At 58.5% G+C, this 21,478-nt stretch carries 19 protein-coding genes, 1 tRNA gene and 1 pseudogene; 4 read left to right on the top strand and 17 right to left on the bottom strand.

The window, feature by feature from the left end:
* From DTW90_RS35755 to DTW90_RS35735, 5 genes are all read right to left on the bottom strand, one after another.
* The coding region (locus DTW90_RS35755; protein ID WP_003578655.1) for a GTP-binding protein at positions 1-123 on the bottom strand (123 nt) is incomplete at its 3' end.
* Positions 124-191: 68 nt separating this feature from the next.
* Positions 192-2,291: an elongation factor G gene (gene fusA, locus DTW90_RS35750; protein WP_149344794.1), complete on the bottom strand. Its 2,100-nt coding sequence runs from the start codon at positions 2,289-2,291 to the stop codon at positions 192-194.
* 26 nt (positions 2,292-2,317) lie between these two features.
* Entirely contained in the window at positions 2,318-2,788 is a 471-nt protein-coding gene (gene rpsG / locus DTW90_RS35745) for a 30S ribosomal protein S7 (RefSeq protein WP_132516685.1), read from the bottom strand.
* Positions 2,789-2,888: 100 nt separating this feature from the next.
* Positions 2,889-3,260: a 30S ribosomal protein S12 gene (gene rpsL, locus DTW90_RS35740; RefSeq protein WP_022719193.1), complete on the bottom strand. Its 372-nt coding sequence runs from the start codon at positions 3,258-3,260 to the stop codon at positions 2,889-2,891.
* A 499-nt stretch (positions 3,261-3,759) separates the two neighbouring features.
* A complete protein-coding gene (locus DTW90_RS35735) occupies positions 3,760-4,434 on the bottom strand; it encodes a class I SAM-dependent methyltransferase (protein WP_188080180.1) in 675 nt (224 codons plus the stop codon).
* A 249-nt stretch (positions 4,435-4,683) separates the two neighbouring features.
* Between DTW90_RS35735 and DTW90_RS35730 the strand changes: the two genes are divergently transcribed.
* The 3 genes from DTW90_RS35730 to DTW90_RS35720 all read left to right on the top strand — a co-directional run bounded on the left by DTW90_RS35730 (position 4,684) and on the right by DTW90_RS35720 (position 6,138).
* Positions 4,684-4,977 carry a transcriptional regulator gene (locus DTW90_RS35730; RefSeq protein WP_132516689.1) on the top strand — a complete coding sequence of 98 codons (294 nt, stop codon included), beginning with the start codon at positions 4,684-4,686 and terminating at the stop codon, positions 4,975-4,977.
* A gap of 122 nt (positions 4,978-5,099) precedes the next feature.
* Positions 5,100-5,816 (top strand): phosphatase PAP2 family protein, encoded by a 717-nt coding sequence (locus tag DTW90_RS35725; RefSeq protein ID WP_149344790.1) that lies wholly within the window; start codon positions 5,100-5,102, stop codon positions 5,814-5,816.
* A gap of 133 nt (positions 5,817-5,949) precedes the next feature.
* Complete coding sequence (locus DTW90_RS35720; RefSeq protein WP_149344788.1) at positions 5,950-6,138, top strand: LITAF-like zinc ribbon domain-containing protein; 189 nt, start codon at positions 5,950-5,952, stop codon at positions 6,136-6,138.
* 78 nt (positions 6,139-6,216) lie between these two features.
* Here the strand turns inward: DTW90_RS35720 and rpoC are convergent, their stop codons facing one another.
* The 11 genes from rpoC to DTW90_RS35665 form a co-directional block, all read right to left on the bottom strand.
* Positions 6,217-10,425, bottom strand: a complete 4,209-nt coding sequence (gene rpoC / locus DTW90_RS35715) for a DNA-directed RNA polymerase subunit beta' (protein WP_149344786.1) — start codon at positions 10,423-10,425, stop codon at positions 6,217-6,219.
* A 192-nt stretch (positions 10,426-10,617) separates the two neighbouring features.
* The gene (rpoB, locus tag DTW90_RS35710; RefSeq protein ID WP_132516697.1) at positions 10,618-14,757 is read right to left on the bottom strand and encodes a DNA-directed RNA polymerase subunit beta; all 4,140 of its coding nucleotides are present in this window, start codon (positions 14,755-14,757) and stop codon (positions 10,618-10,620) included.
* A gap of 259 nt (positions 14,758-15,016) precedes the next feature.
* Positions 15,017-15,397 (bottom strand): 50S ribosomal protein L7/L12, encoded by a 381-nt coding sequence (gene rplL, locus DTW90_RS35705; protein WP_132516699.1) that lies wholly within the window; start codon positions 15,395-15,397, stop codon positions 15,017-15,019.
* 57 nt (positions 15,398-15,454) lie between these two features.
* Entirely contained in the window at positions 15,455-15,973 is a 519-nt protein-coding gene (gene rplJ, locus DTW90_RS35700; RefSeq protein ID WP_132516701.1) for a 50S ribosomal protein L10, read from the bottom strand.
* Positions 15,974-16,302: 329 nt separating this feature from the next.
* Positions 16,303-17,007 carry a 50S ribosomal protein L1 gene (rplA, locus tag DTW90_RS35695; protein WP_132516703.1) on the bottom strand — a complete coding sequence of 235 codons (705 nt, stop codon included), beginning with the start codon at positions 17,005-17,007 and terminating at the stop codon, positions 16,303-16,305.
* 1 nt (position 17,008) lies between these two features.
* Positions 17,009-17,440, bottom strand: a complete 432-nt coding sequence (gene rplK / locus DTW90_RS35690) for a 50S ribosomal protein L11 (RefSeq protein ID WP_112741044.1) — start codon at positions 17,438-17,440, stop codon at positions 17,009-17,011.
* Between the two features lie 192 nt (positions 17,441-17,632).
* Positions 17,633-18,163 carry a transcription termination/antitermination protein NusG gene (nusG, locus tag DTW90_RS35685; RefSeq protein WP_112390813.1) on the bottom strand — a complete coding sequence of 177 codons (531 nt, stop codon included), beginning with the start codon at positions 18,161-18,163 and terminating at the stop codon, positions 17,633-17,635.
* Positions 18,164-18,181: 18 nt separating this feature from the next.
* Positions 18,182-18,382: a preprotein translocase subunit SecE gene (secE, locus tag DTW90_RS35680; RefSeq protein ID WP_132516705.1), complete on the bottom strand. Its 201-nt coding sequence runs from the start codon at positions 18,380-18,382 to the stop codon at positions 18,182-18,184.
* 193 nt (positions 18,383-18,575) lie between these two features.
* Positions 18,576-18,651: transfer RNA gene (locus DTW90_RS35675), tRNA-Trp, on the bottom strand.
* 202 nt (positions 18,652-18,853) lie between these two features.
* Positions 18,854-19,738, bottom strand: a complete 885-nt coding sequence (locus tag DTW90_RS35670) for a 3-deoxy-manno-octulosonate cytidylyltransferase (RefSeq protein ID WP_149344784.1) — start codon at positions 19,736-19,738, stop codon at positions 18,854-18,856.
* A gap of 16 nt (positions 19,739-19,754) precedes the next feature.
* Complete coding sequence (locus DTW90_RS35665; protein WP_132516709.1) at positions 19,755-20,441, bottom strand: glycosyltransferase; 687 nt, start codon at positions 20,439-20,441, stop codon at positions 19,755-19,757.
* A 269-nt stretch (positions 20,442-20,710) separates the two neighbouring features.
* Between DTW90_RS35665 and DTW90_RS35660 the strand changes: the two genes are divergently transcribed.
* The gene (locus tag DTW90_RS35660) at positions 20,711-21,286 is read left to right on the top strand and encodes a GrpB family protein (protein WP_149344782.1); all 576 of its coding nucleotides are present in this window, start codon (positions 20,711-20,713) and stop codon (positions 21,284-21,286) included.
* A gap of 71 nt (positions 21,287-21,357) precedes the next feature.
* On the opposite strand, the pseudogene tuf reads toward DTW90_RS35660, so the two are convergent.
* Positions 21,358-21,478 (bottom strand): annotated as a pseudogene (tuf, locus tag DTW90_RS35655) (elongation factor Tu); the annotation flags it as partial.

Genomic DNA, 21,478 nt, shown 5'->3' with positions numbered 1-21,478 from the left:
CGCCTTGAACTCGCCGAAATACTTCGTGATCGCTGCCGTCAGAGACGTCTTGCCGTGGTCAACGTGGCCAATCGTGCCGATGTTAACGTGCGGCTTGTTGCGCTCAAACTTACTCTTTGCCATGTCGGCTCTCCATTCTTCTAGTTCCCCGAGGGGAGCTAATTCTTGTTATCGGTCAATTGGTATTCCGGTCACTTCTGACCGGAATACTTTGCCTGGATTTCGGTTGCGACGTTCGACGGAACCGGCGCGTAGTGATCGAAGGTCATCGTGTACTGTGCGCGGCCCTGCGACATGGAGCGCAGGTTGTCGACGTACTTGAACATGTTTGCCAGCGGAACGTTGGCGCTGATGACAACAGCGATACCGCGGGTTTCCTGACCCTGGATCTGACCACGACGGGAGTTCAGATCGCCGATGACGTCGCCGACGTAATCTTCCGGCGTTACGACTTCGACCTTCATCATCGGCTCGAGGAGCTGAGCGCCGGCCTTCTTGGCTGCTTCACGGAAGCAGGCGCGAGAAGCGATTTCGAACGCCAGGACCGACGAGTCAACGTCGTGGAAGGCGCCGTCGATGAGCGTCGCCTTGACGCCGAGCATCGGGAAGCCAGCCAGCGGACCGGAAGACAGAACGCTTTCGATACCCTTCTGAACGCCCGGGATGTATTCCTTCGGAACAGCACCGCCGACGATCTTGGATTCGAATTTGAAGTCTTCGCCATCGGGGTTCGGTTCGAAGACGATCTTGACGCGCGCGAACTGGCCGGTACCACCGGACTGCTTCTTGTGCGTGTAGTCTTCTTCGTGCTGGCGCGTGATCGTTTCGCGGTAAGCAACCTGCGGCGCGCCGACGTTTGCTTCAACCTTGAATTCGCGACGCATGCGGTCGACGATGATGTCGAGGTGCAGTTCGCCCATGCCGGCGATGATCGTCTGGCCCGATTCCTGGTCCGTCTTCACACGGAAGGACGGATCTTCGGCAGCCAGGCGGTTGAGCGCGAGGCCCATCTTTTCCTGGTCGCCCTTGGACTTCGGCTCGATCGCGATCTGGATGACCGGCTCGGGGAATTCCATGCGCTCGAGGATAACCGGCTTCAGAGGATCGCAGAGCGTATCACCCGTGGTCGATTCCTTCAGGCCGGCGAGAGCAACGATGTCGCCTGCAAAGGCCTCTTCGATGTCTTCACGGCTGTTGGAGTGCATCTGCAGCATACGGCCGACGCGCTCGCGCTTGTCCTTGACCGTGTTCATGACGGACGAACCCTTTTCGAGCTTGCCCGAGTAGATGCGGCAGAACGTGAGCGAACCAACGAAGGGGTCGTTCATGATCTTGAAGGCCAGCATGGACAACGGCTCGCTGTCATCAGCATGACGCTCGATTTCAGCTTCGGTCTTGAAGTCGATGCCCTTGATCGCCGGAATGTCGAGCGGCGACGGCAGGTAGTCGACAACGGCGTCGAGCAGCGGCTGCACACCCTTGTTCTTGAAGGCGGTGCCGCAGAACATCGGGTGGAACTTGACGTCGATCGTGCCGCGACGAACGAGCGCGCGAATCTGATCGTTGTCGGGCATGTTGCCTTCGAGATAGGCCTCCATCGCGGCTTCGTCGATCTCGACAACGGTCTCGATCAGCTTTTCGCGATATTCTTCAGCCTTGGCCTTCAGGTCATCCGGAATTTCGACGACGTCCCACTGAGCGCCGAGCGATTCATCGCGCCAGACGAGAGCATTCATCTCGATCAGGTCGACAACGCCCTTGAACTCGGTTTCAGCGCCGATCGGCAGCTGCATGACGACAGCCGTTGCGCCGAGACGGGTCTTGATCATTTCGACCGAGCGGTAGAAGTCAGCGCCGGTCTTGTCCATCTTGTTGCAGAAGATCATGCGCGGAACGTTGTACTTCTCAGCCTGACGCCAGACGGTTTCCGTCTGCGGCTCTACGCCTGCATTGGCGTCGAGAAGAGCAATCGCACCGTCGAGAACGCGCAGCGAACGCTCGACTTCGATGGTGAAGTCGACGTGGCCGGGAGTGTCGATGATGTTGAAGCGGCGCATCTTGCCGTCACGGCCCTTCCAGAAGGTCGTGGTCGCAGCGGACGTGATCGTGATGCCACGCTCCTGCTCCTGCTCCATCCAGTCCATGGTGGCTGCGCCGTCGTGGACTTCGCCGATCTTGTGCGACTTGCCGGTGTAATAAAGAATACGCTCGGTGGTCGTGGTCTTACCGGCGTCGATGTGCGCCATGATACCGAAATTGCGGTAGTCTTCGATTTTATATTCGCGAGCCATTTGGACTGCCTTTTGATACCGTTCGATTACCAGCGATAGTGCGAGAATGCACGGTTGGCGTCAGCCATCTTGTGCGTGTCTTCGCGCTTCTTGACCGCGCTGCCGCGGTTGTTGGATGCATCGAGAAGTTCGCCCGACAGGCGGTCGACCATGGTCGTCTCGTTGCGCTTACGCGCAGCAGCGATCAGCCAGCGAATAGCAAGAGCCTGACGGCGCTCGGGACGAACGTCGACCGGAACCTGGTAGGTCGCACCACCGACGCGGCGCGAGCGGACTTCAACGTGCGGAGCAATGTTGTCCAGCGCAGCATGGAAAACCGTGAGCGGCTCCTGCTTGGACTTGCCCTGTACGGAGTCGAATGCACCGTAGACGATGTTTTCTGCGACGGACTTCTTGCCGTCCAGCATGATGGCATTCATGAACTTCGTGACAACCAAATCGCCGAACTTCGGATCCGGATTGATCTCACGCTTTTCTGCTTTATGACGTCGGGACATACTTCTCGTCTCTTTATCTGTTTTGACGCTTTACCACGCGGAGAACCTCGCGCAGCGCCTGATTTCAAACCGGATTCCCCAAGGGAAACCGGGAGCCAAATTACTTCGGACGCTTCGCACCGTACTTCGAACGGCGCTGCTTGCGATTCTTGACACCCTGGGTATCGAGAACGCCGCGGATGATGTGGTAACGGACACCCGGAAGGTCCTTCACGCGGCCGCCACGGATCATGACGACAGAGTGCTCCTGAAGGTTGTGACCTTCGCCGGGAATGTAACCAATGACTTCGAAGCCGTTGGTCAGGCGGATCTTTGCGACCTTACGCAGAGCCGAGTTCGGCTTCTTCGGCGTCGTGGTGTAGACGCGTGTGCAAACGCCGCGCTTCTGCGGGTTTTCCTGCAGTGCAGGAACCTTGTTGCGCTTAACCGACGCCTGGCGCGGCTTGCGGATCAACTGGTTTACGGTAGGCATTCAACCATCCCTTACAAAATCTTCTCTCAACGCCCTCGCGGACATCACACTTCACCGTCTCCGGCAACGTCACACACGATCATTCCCAATGCGCAAAACGTGGCCCAATCCGCTTCCGCAGATGGACCACCGAAAAACAGAGGACGCAAGATTGCGTCATGCGTGCAGCATTTGTGTCTTCAACGTGCGTATAGAACCTTGTTTGAGGTGTATTCCAGGGCGCGTCGCCCCGAACAGCCAAGCCTCACATCGGATCTGATGGCGGGGGTACTACTGGTTAAAGGCCGAAAGGTCAAGTGGTTTAGCCAAATATTCTTGGCCCGGAACCGGCTGCAACGCCTGGAAACCCGCCCAAAACGGGGGAATTGCCGGGCTACCCTCTCCTCCCCGTGTACAGCGCACGCCCGCCAGAATCAATGCGCGACGTACCGGAGAAGAGACTCACTCTCGCTGCCACGGGAATCAGTTCCGGGATGCCTATCGCGAAGAGAGCGACGCATTACGGCTTGTAGCCGACCCCCCTGACTTGGCTGATGCCTGTCATCACCCTTCCGTACCCGATACATATGAGGTTCATCAGCCGCTTGCCGACGATCGGGCCGATGATCCACCAGTAGCGCGGCCAGCGATGATGGATCGGCGAGGCGCTGATACCGGTGAAGCCGGCACGCTTCAGCAGATTGCCGATATTGCTGGGCGACCAGGTGAACAGGTGGAAGTTCGGATCGTCCTCGCGGTACCTTATCTTGAAGGATTCGTCCGGCGTGACGATCACGACCTTGCCGCCCTTTCGAAGCTTGGAGAACATCAGCCGCAGCATGCCGAGGGGGTCGTCGACGTGCTCAAGCGCGTGATGGGAGATGATGGCGTCGGCCCAGCCGTCCTCGATCTCCTCGAGGCTGCCGAACACCCTGATGCCGTTCTTGCGAGCCGCAGCCGCAGCCGCCTCGTTGACCTCCACACCGACCCTCTCCTTGACGTCAAGGCCGGAGAGGATATAACCGCCACCGCAACCGAAATCGATCACGCGATCCGACGGACCGACGAACTTATCAAACTTCAAGCGATCGAAGTATGCGGCATAGCGCTGATGCTCAAACGTCTTCTTGAAGTAGCTCTTGTCGTAGTAATCGTTCTTTTCGCCAACGGCTGCGGCTGTATCGGAAACGGTCATCTTCCCCTCCGTGAGGCAAGGCCGGACACGCTGACCGCCCATGGCGAGTAACATGCCGGAGCACCTCCGCCCTGTTAACCCGACAATATGACGTAGAAGGTCACCTAAACGGATAGGAAATCCTCGTCATGTCGGAAACGGTTTGTGACATTTCCGAGCGTTTACTATTCGGCGCGGCACAGCCGGAATATAGTGAGCAACCGCATTTTTTGATGGTATAGACATCCCATGTCCCAGGAAGGAAGACCCATGATCGCCACCCCCGATAACGACAACAACTATGATGGCCCGATGGTCTTCATCATCATCGGCAAGGGATATGAGACTGACGGCGGCGAAGGCATCGACCTGCATGTAATGCTGAAAGCGCCTGACGATGACACCGCTGTGCGCGAAGCCCTGAATGCACTGGCCGAGGAAGGCTTCATAGAGGCGGATCTCGACCAGATCGGCATGCTGACTGAGGTGCCCGAGGAAGAGCCCCACGCTTCAGCCTATCAGGGCGTGCTTGAGGGCGAAGTGGCGATCATCCGCTTTCGCTAACCTTTTCCGGTGTCGCGGCGCCCTCCCCTATGCGCGCCGCGCCGGCGGTCGAATTGTCATCTGACCAAAACATTCTTTTGCTAGGCCCCGGGCGTAACGCACCTTTAAATGGGGTCCAAAAAATGCAAAATCTAGCTCGTCTTTTCGCCATCGGTCTCGCCTTTACCGTCAGCATCGCAGCGCCGGTCCTGGCCGAGGATGCCAAGGCAAAGCCCTTTACCGACGCGAAGGAAGTCAACCTTCTCAACCTTCTGCCGCCGCCACCGGCCAATGATTCCGCCAAGACCAAGGAAGAGGTCGGCGAGATCCTGACGATCCAGGTCACACGCACGCCTGCCATGGTCGATCGCGCTGTTGCCGACGCCGAAGAGAACATCTGGCGTTATTCCGACGTGATCAACAATCCGAAGTTCACCAAGGAAAATCTGCCGAAGTTCTCGGCCTTCTTCGATCGCATCGTCGAAACCGAAGCGGCCGTCGTCGATCCGGCCAAGGATGTCTGGAAGCGCACGCGTCCGCACCTCCTCTACCCCGATCTCGTCAAGCCGGTCGTACCGCTCTCCAAGTCGGGCTCCTATCCGTCGGGCCACACGACGGTCGGCACGCTGATGGGCGTCGTTCTCTCGAACATGATTCCGGAAAAGAAGGACGTGATCATGGCACGCGCCTGGGAGTTCGGCTGGAACCGCGTCATCGGCGGCATCCACTACCGCAGCGACATCGAAGCCGGCCGCATCTCGGGCATCGCGATCGCCCAGACGATCATGCAGCACGACGACTACAAGGCTGAATTCGAAGCCGCCAAGGCTGAACTTCGTACCGAGCTCGGCCTGCAATAGACCAGTCTCCAACTGGTGACAATCGAGCCGCCGGGTCATTCCGGCGGCTTTTTCGTTTCCGCCAGCCTGAACCTTCGCCGCCCTAAATCGTTGCCTGCCGAGATAGCACCCGCAGCATCGAGGAAGCGTTTCGATGGCGACCTGTCATTTCTGCGAAACCGAGATTCCCGACGGCCTCAGCATTTGCCCGCATTGTGGCAAGCCGCAGCTGACCCGAGTTCAGAAGCGACAGCAGATTGTCGGCATCCTCATCTGCCTCGGCATCTTCGTCATGGCCGCGGTCGCCGCGACTTTGCTTAACGGCGCGACGCCTCGTCTCTGAAACAGAGCGATCGAAACAAAGCAAAACCGCCCGGATTTCTCCGGGCGGTCTCAAATCTTGACGATGCAAAGCTACCGATTACTCGGCAGCCGGCACATTCTCGTTCATGTCCTGCAACATCGGCGTTGCGACAGCTGCATTGGTGCCCTTGCGGCGCTCTTCGAGGATGAGCTCGTCGCGAGCGGTCGCGATGCGGCGGATCTGGGTCATGGTGCCACCGGTACCGGCCGGGATGAGGCGGCCGACGATGACGTTTTCCTTCAGACCCTGCAGGCCGTCGGTCTTGCCGGCGATCGCCGCTTCCGTCAGCACCTTCGTCGTTTCCTGGAAGGAAGCGGCGGAGATGAAGGACGGGGTCTGCAGCGACGCCTTGGTGATGCCGAGCAAAACCGGATCGCCGTAGGCAGGCTTCTTGCCTTCTTCGATCAGCTGATCGTTGACGTCTTCCAGCTCGATCCGGTCGACATTGTCGCCGACGATGTAGGTCGAGTCACCTGCATCGGTGATTTCCACCTTCTGCAGCATCTGGCGAACGATGACTTCGATGTGCTTGTCGTTGATGACAACGCCCTGCAGACGATAGACTTCCTGGATTTCGTTCACGAGGTAGGAAGCCAAGGCTTCCACGCCCTTGATCGCCAGGATGTCGTGCGGTGCCGGGTTACCGTCGAGGATGTAGTCACCCTTTTCGATATAGTCGCCATCCTGAAGATGGAAGGGCTTGCCCTTCGGGATCAGGTATTCGACAGGCTCGACGCCGTCTTCCGCCGGCTCGATGATGACGCGACGCTTGTTCTTGTAGTCGCGGCCGAGGCGGATCGTACCATCGATCTCAGCGATGATGGCATGGTCCTTCGGACGACGGGCTTCGAACAGTTCGGCAACGCGCGGCAGACCACCGGTGATGTCCTTGGTCTTGGCGCTTTCGAGCGGCGAACGAGCAAGAACGTCACCCTGGGAGACCTTCTGGCCGGGTTCGACCGACAGGATCGCGTCGACCGAGAGCAGGAAGCGGGCGTCACCACCACGGGACAGCTTGGCGACATTGCCGCTGGCGTCCTTGATGACGATGGCCGGCTTGAGGTCCGAACCACGCGGGGTCGAACGCCAGTCGATAACCTGACGCTTGGTGATACCCGTGGATTCGTCGGTCGCTTCGAGAACGGAGAGACCGTCGACGACGTCTTCGAACTGCACCGTACCGGCAACTTCCGTCATGACCGGGCGGGTGTAAGGATCCCACTCCGCCAGACGCTGACCGCGCTTCACCTTGTCGGCATCATCGACATAGATCTTCGAACCGTAAGCGACGCGCTGCGACGAACGCTCGACGCCACGCTCATCCAGGATCTGGATGGCCATGTTGCGGCCCATGGCAACGAGGCTGCCATCGGAGTTGCGCAGCATGTTGCGGTTCTTGATCTGCACCGTACCTTCGTACGAGGCTTCCAGGAACGACTGGTCGACCACGTTTGCAGTACCGCCCAAGTGGAAGGTACGCATGGTCAGCTGGGTACCGGGTTCACCGATCGACTGAGCGGCGATGACGCCGACAGCTTCACCCATGTTGACCGGCGTACCGCGAGCAAGGTCGCGGCCGTAGCAGATCGAGCAGACGCCGGTCTGAACTTCGCAGGTCAGAGCCGAGCGGATGCGGATCGACTGAATACCGGCCTTCTCGATTTCGATGACATCGGGCTCGAGGATCATCTTGCCGGCATCGACCAGGCGCTCACCGGTGACCGGATGATCGATGTCATCCAGCGCGGTACGACCGAGGATACGGGCGCCGAGCGAGGCAACGACCTGACCGGCATCGACGATGGCGGTCATGGTCAGGCCCTTGTCGGTGCCGCAATCGACCAGGTTGACGATGCAATCCTGTGCGACGTCGACGAGACGGCGGGTGAGGTAACCGGAGTTCGCGGTCTTCAAGGCGGTGTCTGCCAGACCCTTACGGGCGCCGTGCGTCGAGTTGAAGTACTCGTTAACGGTCAGGCCTTCCTTGAAGTTCGAGATGATCGGCGTCTCAATGATTTCGCCCGACGGCTTGGCCATGAGGCCGCGCATGCCGCCCAACTGACGCATCTGGTTCGGAGAACCGCGGGCGCCCGAGTGGGACATCATGTAGATCGCGTTCATCGGCTTCTGGCGACCGGTCTTTTCGTCGAACTCGACGGCCTTAATGCGGGCCATCATGTCTTCGGCGACCTTTTCCGTTGCCTTACCCCAGGCGTCGACAACCTTGTTGTACTTTTCACCCTGGGTGATGAGGCCGTCGTTGTACTGCTGCTCGTATTCCTTGACCAGGTTTTCCGTGTCGTTGACGATTTTCGCCTTGGTAGCCGGAATGACCATGTCGTCCTTGCCGAACGAGATGCCGGCGCGGCAGGCATGGGCGAAGCCGAGCTGCATGATGCGGTCGCAGAAGATGACCGTGTCCTTCTGGCCGCAATGACGGTAGACCGTGTCGATCATCTTGGAGATGTTCTTCTTGGTCATTTCCTGGTTGCAGATGTCGAAGGTCACCTTGCCGTTCTTCGGCAGGAGTTCGCCAATGAGCAGACGGCCCGGGGTCGTTTCGTAGATCTTCGAGTAGGACTTGCCTTCCTCGTCGATCGACTTGAAGCGGCCGCGGATCTTGGTGTGCAGCGTTACGATCTTGTTTTCGAGAGCGTGATGCAGCTCGCCGAGATCGGAGAAGGCCATGCCTTCGCCCGGCTCGTTCTGGTTCATGATCGCGAGGTAGTAGAGGCCGAGAACCATGTCCTGCGACGGAACGATGATCGGTGCGCCGTTTGCCGGATGCAGGATGTTGTTCGTCGACATCATCAGAACGCGGGCTTCGAGCTGAGCTTCGAGCGACAGCGGCACGTGAACGGCCATCTGGTCACCGTCGAAGTCGGCGTTGAAGGCCGTGCAGACGAGCGGGTGCAGCTGGATGGCCTTGCCTTCCACCAGCGTGGGTTCGAAGGCCTGGATGCCCAGGCGGTGCAGCGTCGGAGCGCGGTTCAGAAGAACCGGATGCTCGCGGATGACCTCGTCGAGGATATCCCAGACTTCCGGCTTTTCCTTTTCGACCAGCTTCTTGGCCTGCTTGACGGTCGAGGAATAACCCTTTGCGTCGAGGCGGGCGTAGATGAACGGCTTGAAGAGTTCGAGCGCCATCTTCTTCGGAAGACCGCACTGATGCAGCTTCAGTTCCGGACCGGTCACGATGACCGAACGGCCGGAATAGTCGACGCGCTTGCCGAGCAGGTTCTGACGGAAGCGGCCCTGCTTGCCCTTGAGCATGTCGGAGAGCGACTTCAGCGGACGCTTGTTGGCGCCGGTGATGACGCGGCCGCGGCGGCCGTTGTCGAAGAGCGCGTCTACAGATTCCTGCAGCATGCGCTTTTCGTTGCGGATGATGATGCCGGGCGCACGAAGCTCGATGAGGCGCTTCAGGCGGTTGTTACGGTTGATGACGCGGCGATAGAGATCGTTCAGATCCGACGTCGCGAAACGGCCGCCGTCCAGTGGAACCAGCGGGCGCAGGTCCGGCGGGATGACCGGAACGACCTTCATGATCATCCATTCCGGACGGTTACCCGACTCCAGGAAGTTCTCGACGATCTTCAGGCGCTTCATCAGCTTCTTCTGCTTCAGATCCGACGTGGTGTCGGCAAGATCCGAACGCAGGTCGCCGGCGATCTTCTCGAGGTTCATCGAGGCCAGCATTTCGTAGATCGCTTCAGCGCCGATCATGGCGGTGAACTGGTCTTCGCCATATTCGTCGACGGCGAGCATGTACTCTTCTTCCGTCAGGAGCTGGTGCTCCTTGAGCGCGGTCAGGCCCGGCTCGGTGACGATGTAGTGCTCGAAATAGAGAACGCGCTCGACATCCTTCAGCGTCATGTCGAGCAGCGTGGAGATGCGGCTCGGCAGCGACTTCAGGAACCAGATATGGGCAACGGGAGCAGCGAGCTCGATATGGCCCATGCGCTCACGGCGAACGCGCGACAGCGTGACTTCGACGCCGCACTTTTCGCAGATAATGCCCTTGTACTTCATGCGCTTGTACTTGCCGCACAGGCATTCGTAGTCCTTGATCGGTCCGAAGATACGCGCGCAGAAAAGACCGTCGCGTTCCGGCTTGAACGTGCGGTAGTTGATCGTCTCCGGCTTCTTGATCTCGCCGTACGACCAGGAGAGGATCTTCTCCGGCGAAGCGATAGAGATGCGGATCGAGTCGAAGTTCTGTGCAGGCACCTGCGGATTGAAAAGATTCATGACCTCTTGGTTCATGCCTGTCTCCTTCTTGGGCGTGACGCCCTCAAAATGCGATGGGTAGCAGCAAATCCCGGGAGCCGCCCCCTCGCCTTAAAACCAGAATAACCGCAAAATGCGGCGAAATCGTCCCTGCCGAGCCGACTGCCAAGAGCGGCCATCGGCGGGAACGGTGTGCGCCGTCATGAACAGCGCACACCCTATCGATGGTTATTCGGCCGCGTCAGGAAGCTGTGTCGCCTGCTGCTCGTCGACCTTGGAGTTTTCCAGTTCGACGCTGAGACCCAGCGAACGCATTTCCTTGACCAGAACGTTGAAGCTTTCCGGAATACCCGCTTCGAAAGTATCGTCGCCACGGACGATCGCTTCGTAGACCTTGGTACGGCCGGCAACGTCGTCCGACTTGACCGTGAGCATTTCCTGCAGCGTGTAAGCCGCACCGTAAGCTTCGAGCGCCCAGACTTCCATTTCGCCGAAACGCTGGCCGCCGAACTGCGCCTTGCCGCCCAGCGGCTGCTGGGTAACGAGCGAGTAAGGACCGATCGAACGAGCGTGGATCTTGTCGTCGACCAAGTGGTTCAGCTTCAGCATGTAGATGTAGCCAACCGTAACCTGGCGGTCGAACTGCTCGCCGGTACGACCGTCGTACAGCGTCGACTGACCGGTCTCCTTGAGACCTGCCATCGCCAGCATGTGGTTGACGTCAGCTTCGCCGGCACCGTCGAAGACCGGGGTCGCGATGGACACGCCACGCTTCCACTGATCGGCCAGACGGACGACGGAGTCGTCGTCATACTCACGGACCTCGTCGCTCTTCGGGCCTTCGCCGGCGACCATGTCGATCGTCGCACGCAGCGGCTCGATGTTGCCGCCTGCCTTGTAGGCTTCCAAAAGCTCGCCGATCTGCTTGCCCATGCCGGCGCAAGCCCAGCCCAGATGCGTCTCCAGGATCTGGCCGACGTTCATGCGCGAAGGCACGCCGAGCGGGTTCAGCACGATGTCGACATGCGTTCCGTCTTCGAGGAACGGCATGTCTTCGGCCGGCATGATGCGCGAGACGACACCCTTGTTGCCGTGACGTCCTGCCATCTTGTCGCCCGGCTGGATCTTGCGCTTCACAGCGACGAAGACCTTGACCATCTTCATGACACCCGGAGGCATTTCGTCGCCGCGCTGGACCTTTTCGACCTTGTCCATGAAGCGCTGTTCAAGGCGCGACTTGGATTCGTCGTACTGGCCGCGGAGCGCTTCGATTTCGCCCTGCACCTTCTCGTCCTCGACGGCGAACATCCACCACTGCGAGCGGGGATATTCCGAAACGACCGAGTTCGAAAGCTCGGTGCCCTTCTTGAAGCCCTTCGGACCGGCAACCGAGACCTGGCCGCGCAGCATGTCGATCAGACGGCCGTAGACGTTACGGTCGAGGATCGCCTGCTCGTCGTCGCGGTCCTTGGCGAGACGCTCGATTTCTTCGCGTTCGATCGCCATTGCGCGTTCGTCCTTCTCAACGCCGTGGCGGTTGAAGACGCGAACTTCGACGACCGTACCGTAGGTACCGGGCGGCATGCGCATGGAGGTGTCGCGAACGTCGGACGCCTTTTCGCCGAAGATGGCGCGCAGAAGCTTTTCTTCCGGCGTCATCGGGCTTTCGCCCTTCGGCGTGATCTTGCCGACGAGGATATCGCCCGGCTGAACTTCGGCGCCGATGTAGACGATGCCGGCTTCGTCGAGGTTCTTCAGCGCTTCTTCCGAAACGTTCGGAATGTCGCGCGTGATTTCTTCCGGACCAAGCTTGGTGTCACGCGCCATCACTTCGAACTCTTCGATGTGGATGGAGGTGAACACGTCGTCAGCAACGATACGCTCGGAGAGCAGGATCGAGTCTTCGTAGTTGTAGCCGTTCCACGGCATGAACGCGACGAGCACGTTCCGGCCGAGGGCGAGATCGCCGAGATCAGTCGACGGACCGTCAGCCAGGATGTCGCCCTTGTTGACCACATCACCGACTGTCACCAGCGGACGCTGGTTGACGCAGGTGTTCTGGTTCGAACGCTGGAACTTCATCAGGCGGTAGATATCGACGCCTGACTTCGACGGATCGAGGTCTTCGGTAGCGCGGATAACGATACGGGTCGCGTCGACCTGGTCGACAACACCGCCTCGGCGAGCACCGATAGCAGCACCGGAGTCGCGAGCGACGACCGGCTCCATGCCGGTGCCGACGAACGGAGCTTCGGCGCGCAGCAGCGGAACTGCCTGACGCTGCATGTTCGAGCCCATGAGAGCGCGGTTGGCGTCGTCGTTCTCCAGGAACGGGATCAGAGCCGCAGCGACCGAAACCAGCTGCTTCGGCGAGACGTCCATCAGGTTGATGTTGTCGCGCGGAGCGAGCATGACTTCGCCGGCATGACGGCAAACGACGAATTCTTCGACGAATGAGCCGTCAGCGTTGAGCTCTGCGTTGGCCTGGGCAACATAGTACTTCGCCTCTTCCATAGCGGAGAGGTAGAGCACATCGTTGGTCACCTTGCCGTCGATGATGCGACGGTAGGGGCTTTCGATGAAGCCGTACTTGTTGACGCGAGCGAACGTCGCCAGCGAGTTGATCAGACCGATGTTCGGGCCTTCCGGCGTTTCGATCGGGCAAATACGACCGTAGTGCGTCGGATGCACGTCGCGGACTTCGAAGCCGGCGCGTTCGCGGGTCAGACCGCCCGGGCCGAGAGCCGAAAGACGACGCTTGTGCGTGATTTCCGACAGCGGGTTCACCTGGTCCATGAACTGCGACAGCTGCGAGGAGCCGAAGAATTCGCGGACGGCAGCTGCCGCCGGCTTGGCGTTGATCAGGTCCTGCGGCATGACCGTGTCGATTTCGATCGAGGACATGCGTTCCTTGATCGCGCGCTCCATGCGCAGCAGGCCGAGACGGTACTGGTTCTCCATCAATTCGCCGACGGAGCGAACACGACGGTTGCCGAGGTTGTCGATGTCGTCGATCTCGCCCTTGCCGTCGCGCAGTTCGACCAGCATCTTGACGACGGCCAGGATGTCGTCCTTGCGCAGGATGCGAACGGTGTCTTCGACGTCGAGGTCGAGGCGCATGTTCATCTTCACGCGGCCGACGGCGGAGAGGTCGTAGCGCTCTGCGTCGAAGAACAGCGAGTTGAACATGGCTTCAGCCGAATCCATCGTCGGCGGCTCACCCGGACGCATCACGCGGTAGATGTCGAAAAGAGCGTCCTGACGGTTCTCGTTCTTGTCTACGGCCAGCGTGTTGCGGATGTAGGCGCCGACATTGATGTGGTCGATGCCGAGAACCGGGATTTCCTGGAGTTCAGCCTTGAGGATTACGGCCAACGACTTCTCGTCGATCTCGTCACCGGCTTCCAGATAGATTTCACCCGTCTGGTAGTTGACGACGTCTTCGGCGAGATAGTTGCCATAGAGATCTTCGTCGGTCGCCTTCAGCGCCTTGAGACCCTTTTCCTGCAGCTGGCGGAGCAGACGCGGGGTCAGCTTCTTGCCGCCTTCGACAACAACTTCGCCGGTATCGGCGTCGATCATGTCGGAAACGGTCTTGGCACCCTTCAGCGTTTCAGGCTGGAAGGGAATGCGCCAGCCATTGCCGTCACGCTGGTAATCGGACTTCGTATAGAAGGTCGACAGGATTTCTTCGCCGTCCATGCCGAGCGCCATCAGCAGCGACGACACCGGAATCTTGCGGCGACGGTCGATACGGGCATAGACAATATCCTTGGCGTCGAATTCGATATCGAGCCAGGAACCGCGGTAAGGGATGACGCGGGCAGCAAAGAGCAGCTTGCCCGAAGAATGGCTCTTGCCCTTGTCGTGGTCGAAGAAGACACCCGGCGAACGGTGCATCTGGGACACGATAACGCGCTCGGTGCCGTTCACGATGAACGTACCGTTGTTGGTCATGAGCGGCATGTCGCCCATGTAAACGCTCTGTTCCTTGATGTCCTTGATGGACTTCGCACCGGTATCCTCGTCGATATCGAACACGATAAGACGGAGAGTAACCTTCAGCGGCGCGGCGTAGGTCAGGTCGCGCTGGCGGCACTCGTCGACGTCGAACTTCGGCGGCTCGAATTCGTAGGATACGAACTCCAGCATGGAAGCGCCGGAGAAATCGGTGATCGGGAAGACCGACTTGAAGACGGCCTGCAGGCCTTCTTCAGGGCGACCGCCCTTGGGTTCTTCAACCATGAGAAACTGGTCGTAGGACGCCTTCTGAACCTCGATGAGGTTCGGCATTTCTGCGACTTCGGGGATCTTACCAAAAAACTTGCGTACGCGCCTACGACCATTGAACGAAAGGGTCTGAGCCATCGTCGCTCCTTCAAAATTGCATCCGGGCCTGCAACGGACGGGAACCGATGGCCAGTCGACCCCGTCAATCAATGAGTAGTTCAATCTCGTCCCACTTCCCAAAACGGCACGGCCGGATTGCCTTGCGTTTCAGTTCGAGACCATCCTCTTGAAGAACCCATTACCCAAAAGCCGGTTTCATGCGGCTTTTGGGTAATTCGTTCGGAAAAACGGCAAATGGGAGACGGCGTAAAGCCATCTCCCAAAAGCAGTTTCAAGATTACTTGACGTCGGCCTTTGCGCCGGCATCTTCAAGCTTCTTCTTGATGTCAGCAGCTTCAGCCTTGGAAACGCCTTCCTTGACAGCCTTCGGAGCGCCTTCGACGAGGTCCTTGGCTTCCTTGAGGCCGAGACCGGTGATGGCGCGGACTTCCTTGATGACGTTGATCTTGTTGGCGCCAGCTTCCGTGAGGATGACGTCGAACTCGGTCTTTTCTTCTTCAACCGGGGCAGCAGCGCCACCAGCGCCGCCAGCAGCAGCAACAGCTACCGGAGCAGCGGCGGAAACGCCCCACTTTTCTTCGAGCATCTTGGAAAGCTCAGCAGCTTCCAGAACGGTCAGTGCAGAGAGGTCTTCAACGATCTTTACGAGATCAGCCATTTTGTAGTTCCTTTTGTTCGGTTCGAACTGGGTTGATATGAACAGCGAAAAACCGCCTTACGCGGCTTCGTCCTTCTTGGCGTAGGCCGAGAACACGCGAGCAAGCTGACTTGCCGGTGCTGCAACCACACCTGCGATGCGGGTAGCCGGCGTCTGGATCATGCCCAGCAGCTTCGCACGCAGCTCGTCCAGCGAAGGCAGGGTCGCAAGCGACTTGACACCTTCGGCGTTGAGCGTGGTTGTTCCCATGGCGCCGCCCAGAACAACGATCTTGTCGTTGGTCTTGGCGAAATCCACGACGACCTTCGGAGCGGTGATCGGATCGGCGCTGAATGCAATCAGCGTCTGACCGGTGAAGAGATTGGAAATCCCTTCCGCTTCCGTACCTTGAAGAGCAATTTTGGCCAGGCGGTTCTTCGCGACTTTGATAGTGCCGCCAGCAGCGCGCATCTTCGAACGGAAGTCGTTCATCTGCGCAACTGTAGCACCAGCATAGTGGGCCACGACAACCGAGCCCGAAGCCTTGAAGACTTCGTTCAGTTCCGTGACGAATTCGCGTTTTTCCGCTCTTTCCACTGCTTTTCTCCAGTAGACAGGACCGCGAACGGGCCTGCCGGGGTTGCCTTTGCCTCCTGGGATCAAGTGAGATCCCAAGCGACGCTTGAGGATCCTGTCCCCTCGCGCTTCGCGCCGGAAAGGCCGAAGGCACAAGGCATCCAAGGCTCGAACCGAGTCCATCGAAGCATTGCTTCTTAAAATTCGGGTCTTACCCGTCTCATGCAGGCCAAGTGATTAAGGGAAAACCACCTGCAATCTCGGACAGGAATTTCCGGATTTCTCCGGATATCCCGGCCCCGAAAGGCCGGGAATTCTTGAAAAGCAGGCCCGTAGGCCTGCCAAAATAATTAAGCGCCCGGAGCCGTAACCGTCGACGGCTCGATCTTGACGCCCGGACCCATCGTCGAAGAGATCGCTACGCGCTTGACGTAGTTGCCCTTTGCGCCAGCCGGCTTCGCCTTGATGACGGCGTCGGCGAAGGCAAGGATGTTTTCTTCCAGTGCCTTGGCATCGAAGGATGCCTTGCCGATGCCGGCGTGAATGATACCAGCCTTTTCGACACGGAACTCAACAGCGCCACCCTTGGAAGCCTTGACGGCACCAGCGACGTCCATCGTAACCGTTCCGACCTTCGGGTTCGGCATCATGCCGCGCGGGCCGAGAACCTTACCGAGACGGCCGACGAGCGGCATCATGTCCGGGGTCGCGATGCAGCGATCGAAGTCGATCTTGCCGCCCTGGACGATTTCAACGAGGTCTTCTGCGCCAACGACGTCAGCACCGGCAGCCTTGGCTTCATCAGCTTTGGCGCCACGAGCGAAGACGGCGACGCGAACGTCACGGCCCGTGCCGTTCGGCAGGTTGACCACGCCGCGGACCATCTGGTCAGCGTGACGCGGATCGACGCCGAGGTTCATGGCGATTTCGATCGTCTCGTCGAACTTGGCGATCGCGCGAGCCTTCACGAGGCCGATGGCGTCCGTCAGGGCGACGAGCTTCGTCGGATCGATGCCTTCACGGGTCTTCTGGATACGCTTTGCAAGCTTTACCATGTTATGCCACCACTTCCAGGCCCATGGCGCGGGCGGAGCCCTCGATCATGGCCATTGCGCCTTCGATATCGGCAGCATTGAGGTCCTTCATCTTAGCTTCAGCGATCGTCTTGATCTGAGCCTTGGTGAGAGTACCAGCCTTTGCGCCCTTGCCCGGGGTCTTCGAACCCGAGGTGATCTTCGCTTCCTTCTTCAGCCAGTAGCTGACCGGAGGCTGCTTCATCGCGAAAGTGAAGGACTTGTCCTGGTAATAGGTGATGACGACCGGGATCGGCATGCCCTTTTCCATTTCCTGCGTGGCGGCATTGAACGCCTTGCAGAATTCCATGATGTTAATGCCACGCTGACCAAGCGCCGGGCCGATTGGCGGGGACGGGTTAGCCGATCCTGCCTTGACCTGAAGCTTGAGCTGGCCTGCAACTTTCTTAGCCATATCTCTCTGCCTTTCATGTTCGACCGGTTGCCCGGCCCATTTTGCCGGATCGCTCCGGCGGCTGCGGTTGCGTGGTGCGGATATCAGGGCCCGGCTAAGGCGCCCTCACCTTCCACGCGATTTCGCGGCCTGGGATCACCGAGTGACCCTCAAGCCGCGGGAAAGTAAGTAAAGATTTACTTACTTTCGAACTCAGACCTTTTCGACCTGAGCGTATTCCAGCTCGACCGGCGTAGCGCGGCCGAAAATCGAAACTTCCACCTTCAGGCGCGAGCGCTCTTCGTCGACATCCTGAACAGTGCCGTTGAACGAGGCGAACGGACCATCGGAAACGCGAACCTGCTCGCCGATCTCGAAAGAAACCGAAGCCTTCGGCCGCTCGACGCCTTCTTGAACCTGGCCAAGAATACGATCGGCCTCAGAATCCGGAATCGGAACCGGCTTATTGTCGGAGCCGAGGAAGCCGGTCACCTTCGGTGTGTTCTTGATCAGGTGATAGGCCTCATCCGTGAGGTTCGCACGAACCATGACGTAGCCCGGGAAAAACTTGCGCTCGCTATCGACCTTGCGGCCGCGACGCACTTCCACCACCTTTTCGGTCGGAACGAGGATCTTCTCGAACAAGTGCTCAAGCCCCTTCTGGCGAGCCTTGTTCTCGATGTCCTCAGCGACCTTCTTTTCAAAATTCGAATATGCGTGGACGATGTACCAACGTGCCGCCATCTTCATCTCCACCCGATATTAGTTGCTGGTCTGCAGCACGTAACCGAGAATCCAGCCGATAAGCTGGTCTGCGGCAAAGAAAAACAGAGCGGCAAAGACAACCATGACCAAAACCATAACCGTCGAGATCATCGTCTCGCGGCGCGACGGCCAAGTAACTTTCAACGTCTCGGAGCGTACCTGCTGCAGAAACGTAAGCGGATTCGATTTGGATGCCATTGACTGCCCACGCAATTACGGCGCGTAAAGCTGAATATCTCAGCCCCACGCACCGCGTGTCTGTTGAACCCCTACATAAACACCGATTCCCAATTTAACAAGAGGTAATCGACATTCAGCGACATTTGCCGACGATGCGGCAGATTTTCCAATCGGAAAAGCAGCGAAACGACCGCGCTGGACAAATTGGAAATGGCAGGGGCAGAGGGGCTCGAACCCCCGGCCTACGGTTTTGGAGACCGTCGCTCTACCAGCTGAGCTATACCCCTATTCGCTTTCAACTCGACGCCGGCGCAATCGCCTCGCTCTCGTCAGAAGCATGGCGCTCCCTTTAAGATGCGCCGAACGGATTGGCAAGACCCGTTTTTCGTTTTTTCAAATCGATATACAGGCTTCTGCCTTCCAAGGCCTGTTTCCGGAGGTCGTTCGCCAGTGCTCCACGCCCAAGAACGGCGCGGACCCGCCGTTCGTCTAGCCTTCCGCCCCGCCCTGCCCGGTCTTGGGTGGCTTGCGCTTGAGGAAAGATGGCTTCAGCCGCCGGAGAAAATTATCGAAATCACGAAGCACGCCCGTCAGCGATATCAATTTATCCACTTCGGCATCGGCATTGCCCAATCGCTCCGACAATACTTCCGCGGCGGCAAGCGCGATCTCGCCCGGAGGAATTTCAGGAAACCGCTCTGCCAGTTTGGCGTAGGCATTGGACGATACGCCGCCATGGATGTGGATTTTACCCAGCCGCGCAAAAAGACGAAGAAACGTCTGCTCGAAGCTCCAGTCGTGAACGGAGACGACCCGCCATTTTTCGGTGCGTCTGGCTGAAAATCCTGCAAGGAAGATGGGGCTTTGCAATTTCAAACCGCTCAGCCACACAGCCATGACAAAGCCGCTGGTCGGCGTCTTGCCCTCGGTATAAAACTCGCTGCAAAAGCCGGTCAGATCGAGATGACCGACCGGCGCACCCTGGAAGTCGGCGGCCGCGTTCAGTTTCTCTTCTGTGTTCAGCCGTATGTTCATGATTCCGAGAAACTGGTCTTTCGGAAAGAATTTTAAGACCTCGCCAACCTCGTCTCGATAGACGATGTTCGCCCCGCGCGGCTGACCGCGCGAGACCAGCAGCGAGTGGCCGTGAAAGGGCCGATCGAGCACCTTGTAGACTTTATTAAAGAAGACAAAGAGCGCGGTCGGCGGAAACTGCGACTGGATCGCATCGATATCGACCACGTCGCTATTGGCGACCAGAACAATATGGGAAAAGGCGGACAGAACGGTCCGCCATTCATCGATCGACGACAAGCCGCTGGCGGCGCCTGCCGCGGAGACGCCCCTTTCCGCAATCCCGCTCTGCGCTGTCACGCCTTATCCAATCTCGTTACTTCTGCTGAACCGAGAGAACGCGGTCGCGCATTGCGAACCACTCGTCCGCATAGTCGTCATTGCGATACTCGTCGAAATAGGGACCGCCATCGGTGAAATGCACGATCTTCGCATCCGGACGATGGTCGTATTCGTTGACGAGATAATTCCACACGACCGGGATCTCACCGATCTGATCATCGCTTTCCAGCCACTTGAACTGATGGAGCTGCAGGCCCGTTGCAGTGTTCACGTATTCCTGCGTCAACGCCCTACACTTGGCGTTGTTGAAAAGGATCATGCTCGACCAGTTCTTCTTCTCGTACTTGGTCTGTGTCTGGCCGAGAAATTTCGTCTCGATCTTCGGCTGATAATCATGCTTCACGCACATGGCCGCGTAGCGGTCGTCGCGCAGCTTCCAGAGCTCGGCAATATCGGCGCGGGCGAGCATGTCGCAATCCATGAAGATGCTCCAGCCCTCGAAGTTACTGAGGAAGGGAACGAGGAAGCGGGAGAACGAAAATTCGGTCGATTGCAGCGCGTTCCGCTCGCGGGTGAAGAAGCTGCCGAGGTTGCTCAGCACGATCGGGGAGAAAGCAACCGGAATCGACGAGTGCTCGATAATGCTCTGGCTCAGAACATGGTAGGCAACGACCTCTTTCGAATCGAAACCGACAAAAATACGTGCGACATCATCTCTCATGCTTTTCCCCTAGACTATGATCAGCAACTAATAGACCGGATTCGGTGCGCCTTTGCAAATCTTGTGCGAAACACACCAGAAAACATTTGCATAACCGCTGAGACAAGTTGGCCTAATTAAGGCGTGTTTTCCTGTCCGTCGAGAGTGCTGATTCAAATTTGTTGGTCGGGGCGTACGAGACCAAGACTTTCGCGTTGCGAGCTGCGTGATAGTCGCGTGGTGGCACATGTCACCCGTTGGAGATATGCGCAATCATCGGAGCGAACAGGATGCACGATATAACCATCGTGGAACACGATTCCAGCTGGCCACTCCTATTCGAGATGCGACGACGGTCCATCGCTGCCCTGCTGCCTTTCAACCCCGAAATTCATCATTTCGGCAGCACTTCCATTCCCGGGCTCGCCTCGAAGCCGAGAATCGACATCGATGCAGTATTCGCGTCGGAGGACGAACTCCCATTCGCCATCGAACGGATCAGAACATCCGGCGAATATACCTTCCACGGAGACCCCTATGATCAGGGAACCTGGACCTTCACCAGGGACGAAATGCCCTATGGCACACGTCTCTATCTATGCGCGGCAGGCAATGACGTGCACGCGAAACGCCTGATCTTCCGTGATTATTTACGCGAGCACCCTGAAGCGGTGATTGCCTATGCCGCGCTGAAGCGTCGGCTCGCCGCGGAAGCGAGAGGCGATTGGAACTATTACAGCGGGGGCAAAACCGAGTTCGTGATGGACATTCTTTGCAAGGCGCGGGCTTTGCAGGGCGCGGGCTTTGCAAGGCGCGTGCGCGAAGTGAAGACGCCCCTGTCTCCAGCGGGTGACTTAGATATTTGAGGCTGGATCGCGCAAAGAAAAGGGCCCCGCCGTTGCCGGCGGGGCCCTTCCAATCAAGAATAATTCTTGAATTACTCGACGATGCTTGCCACGATGCCGGCGCCGACGGTACGGCCGCCTTCGCGGATAGCGAAGCGAAGCTTTTCTTCCATCGCGATCGGAACGATCAGCTCGACGTCAACCGTGACGTTG

Origin of the sequence: Neorhizobium sp. P12A (assembly GCF_008365395.1) — a bacterium.
Classification (GTDB): domain Bacteria; phylum Pseudomonadota; class Alphaproteobacteria; order Rhizobiales; family Rhizobiaceae; genus Rhizobium.
Note: the sequence above shows the minus strand (reverse complement) of the source record. Positions and strands in the feature narration are given on the sequence as shown.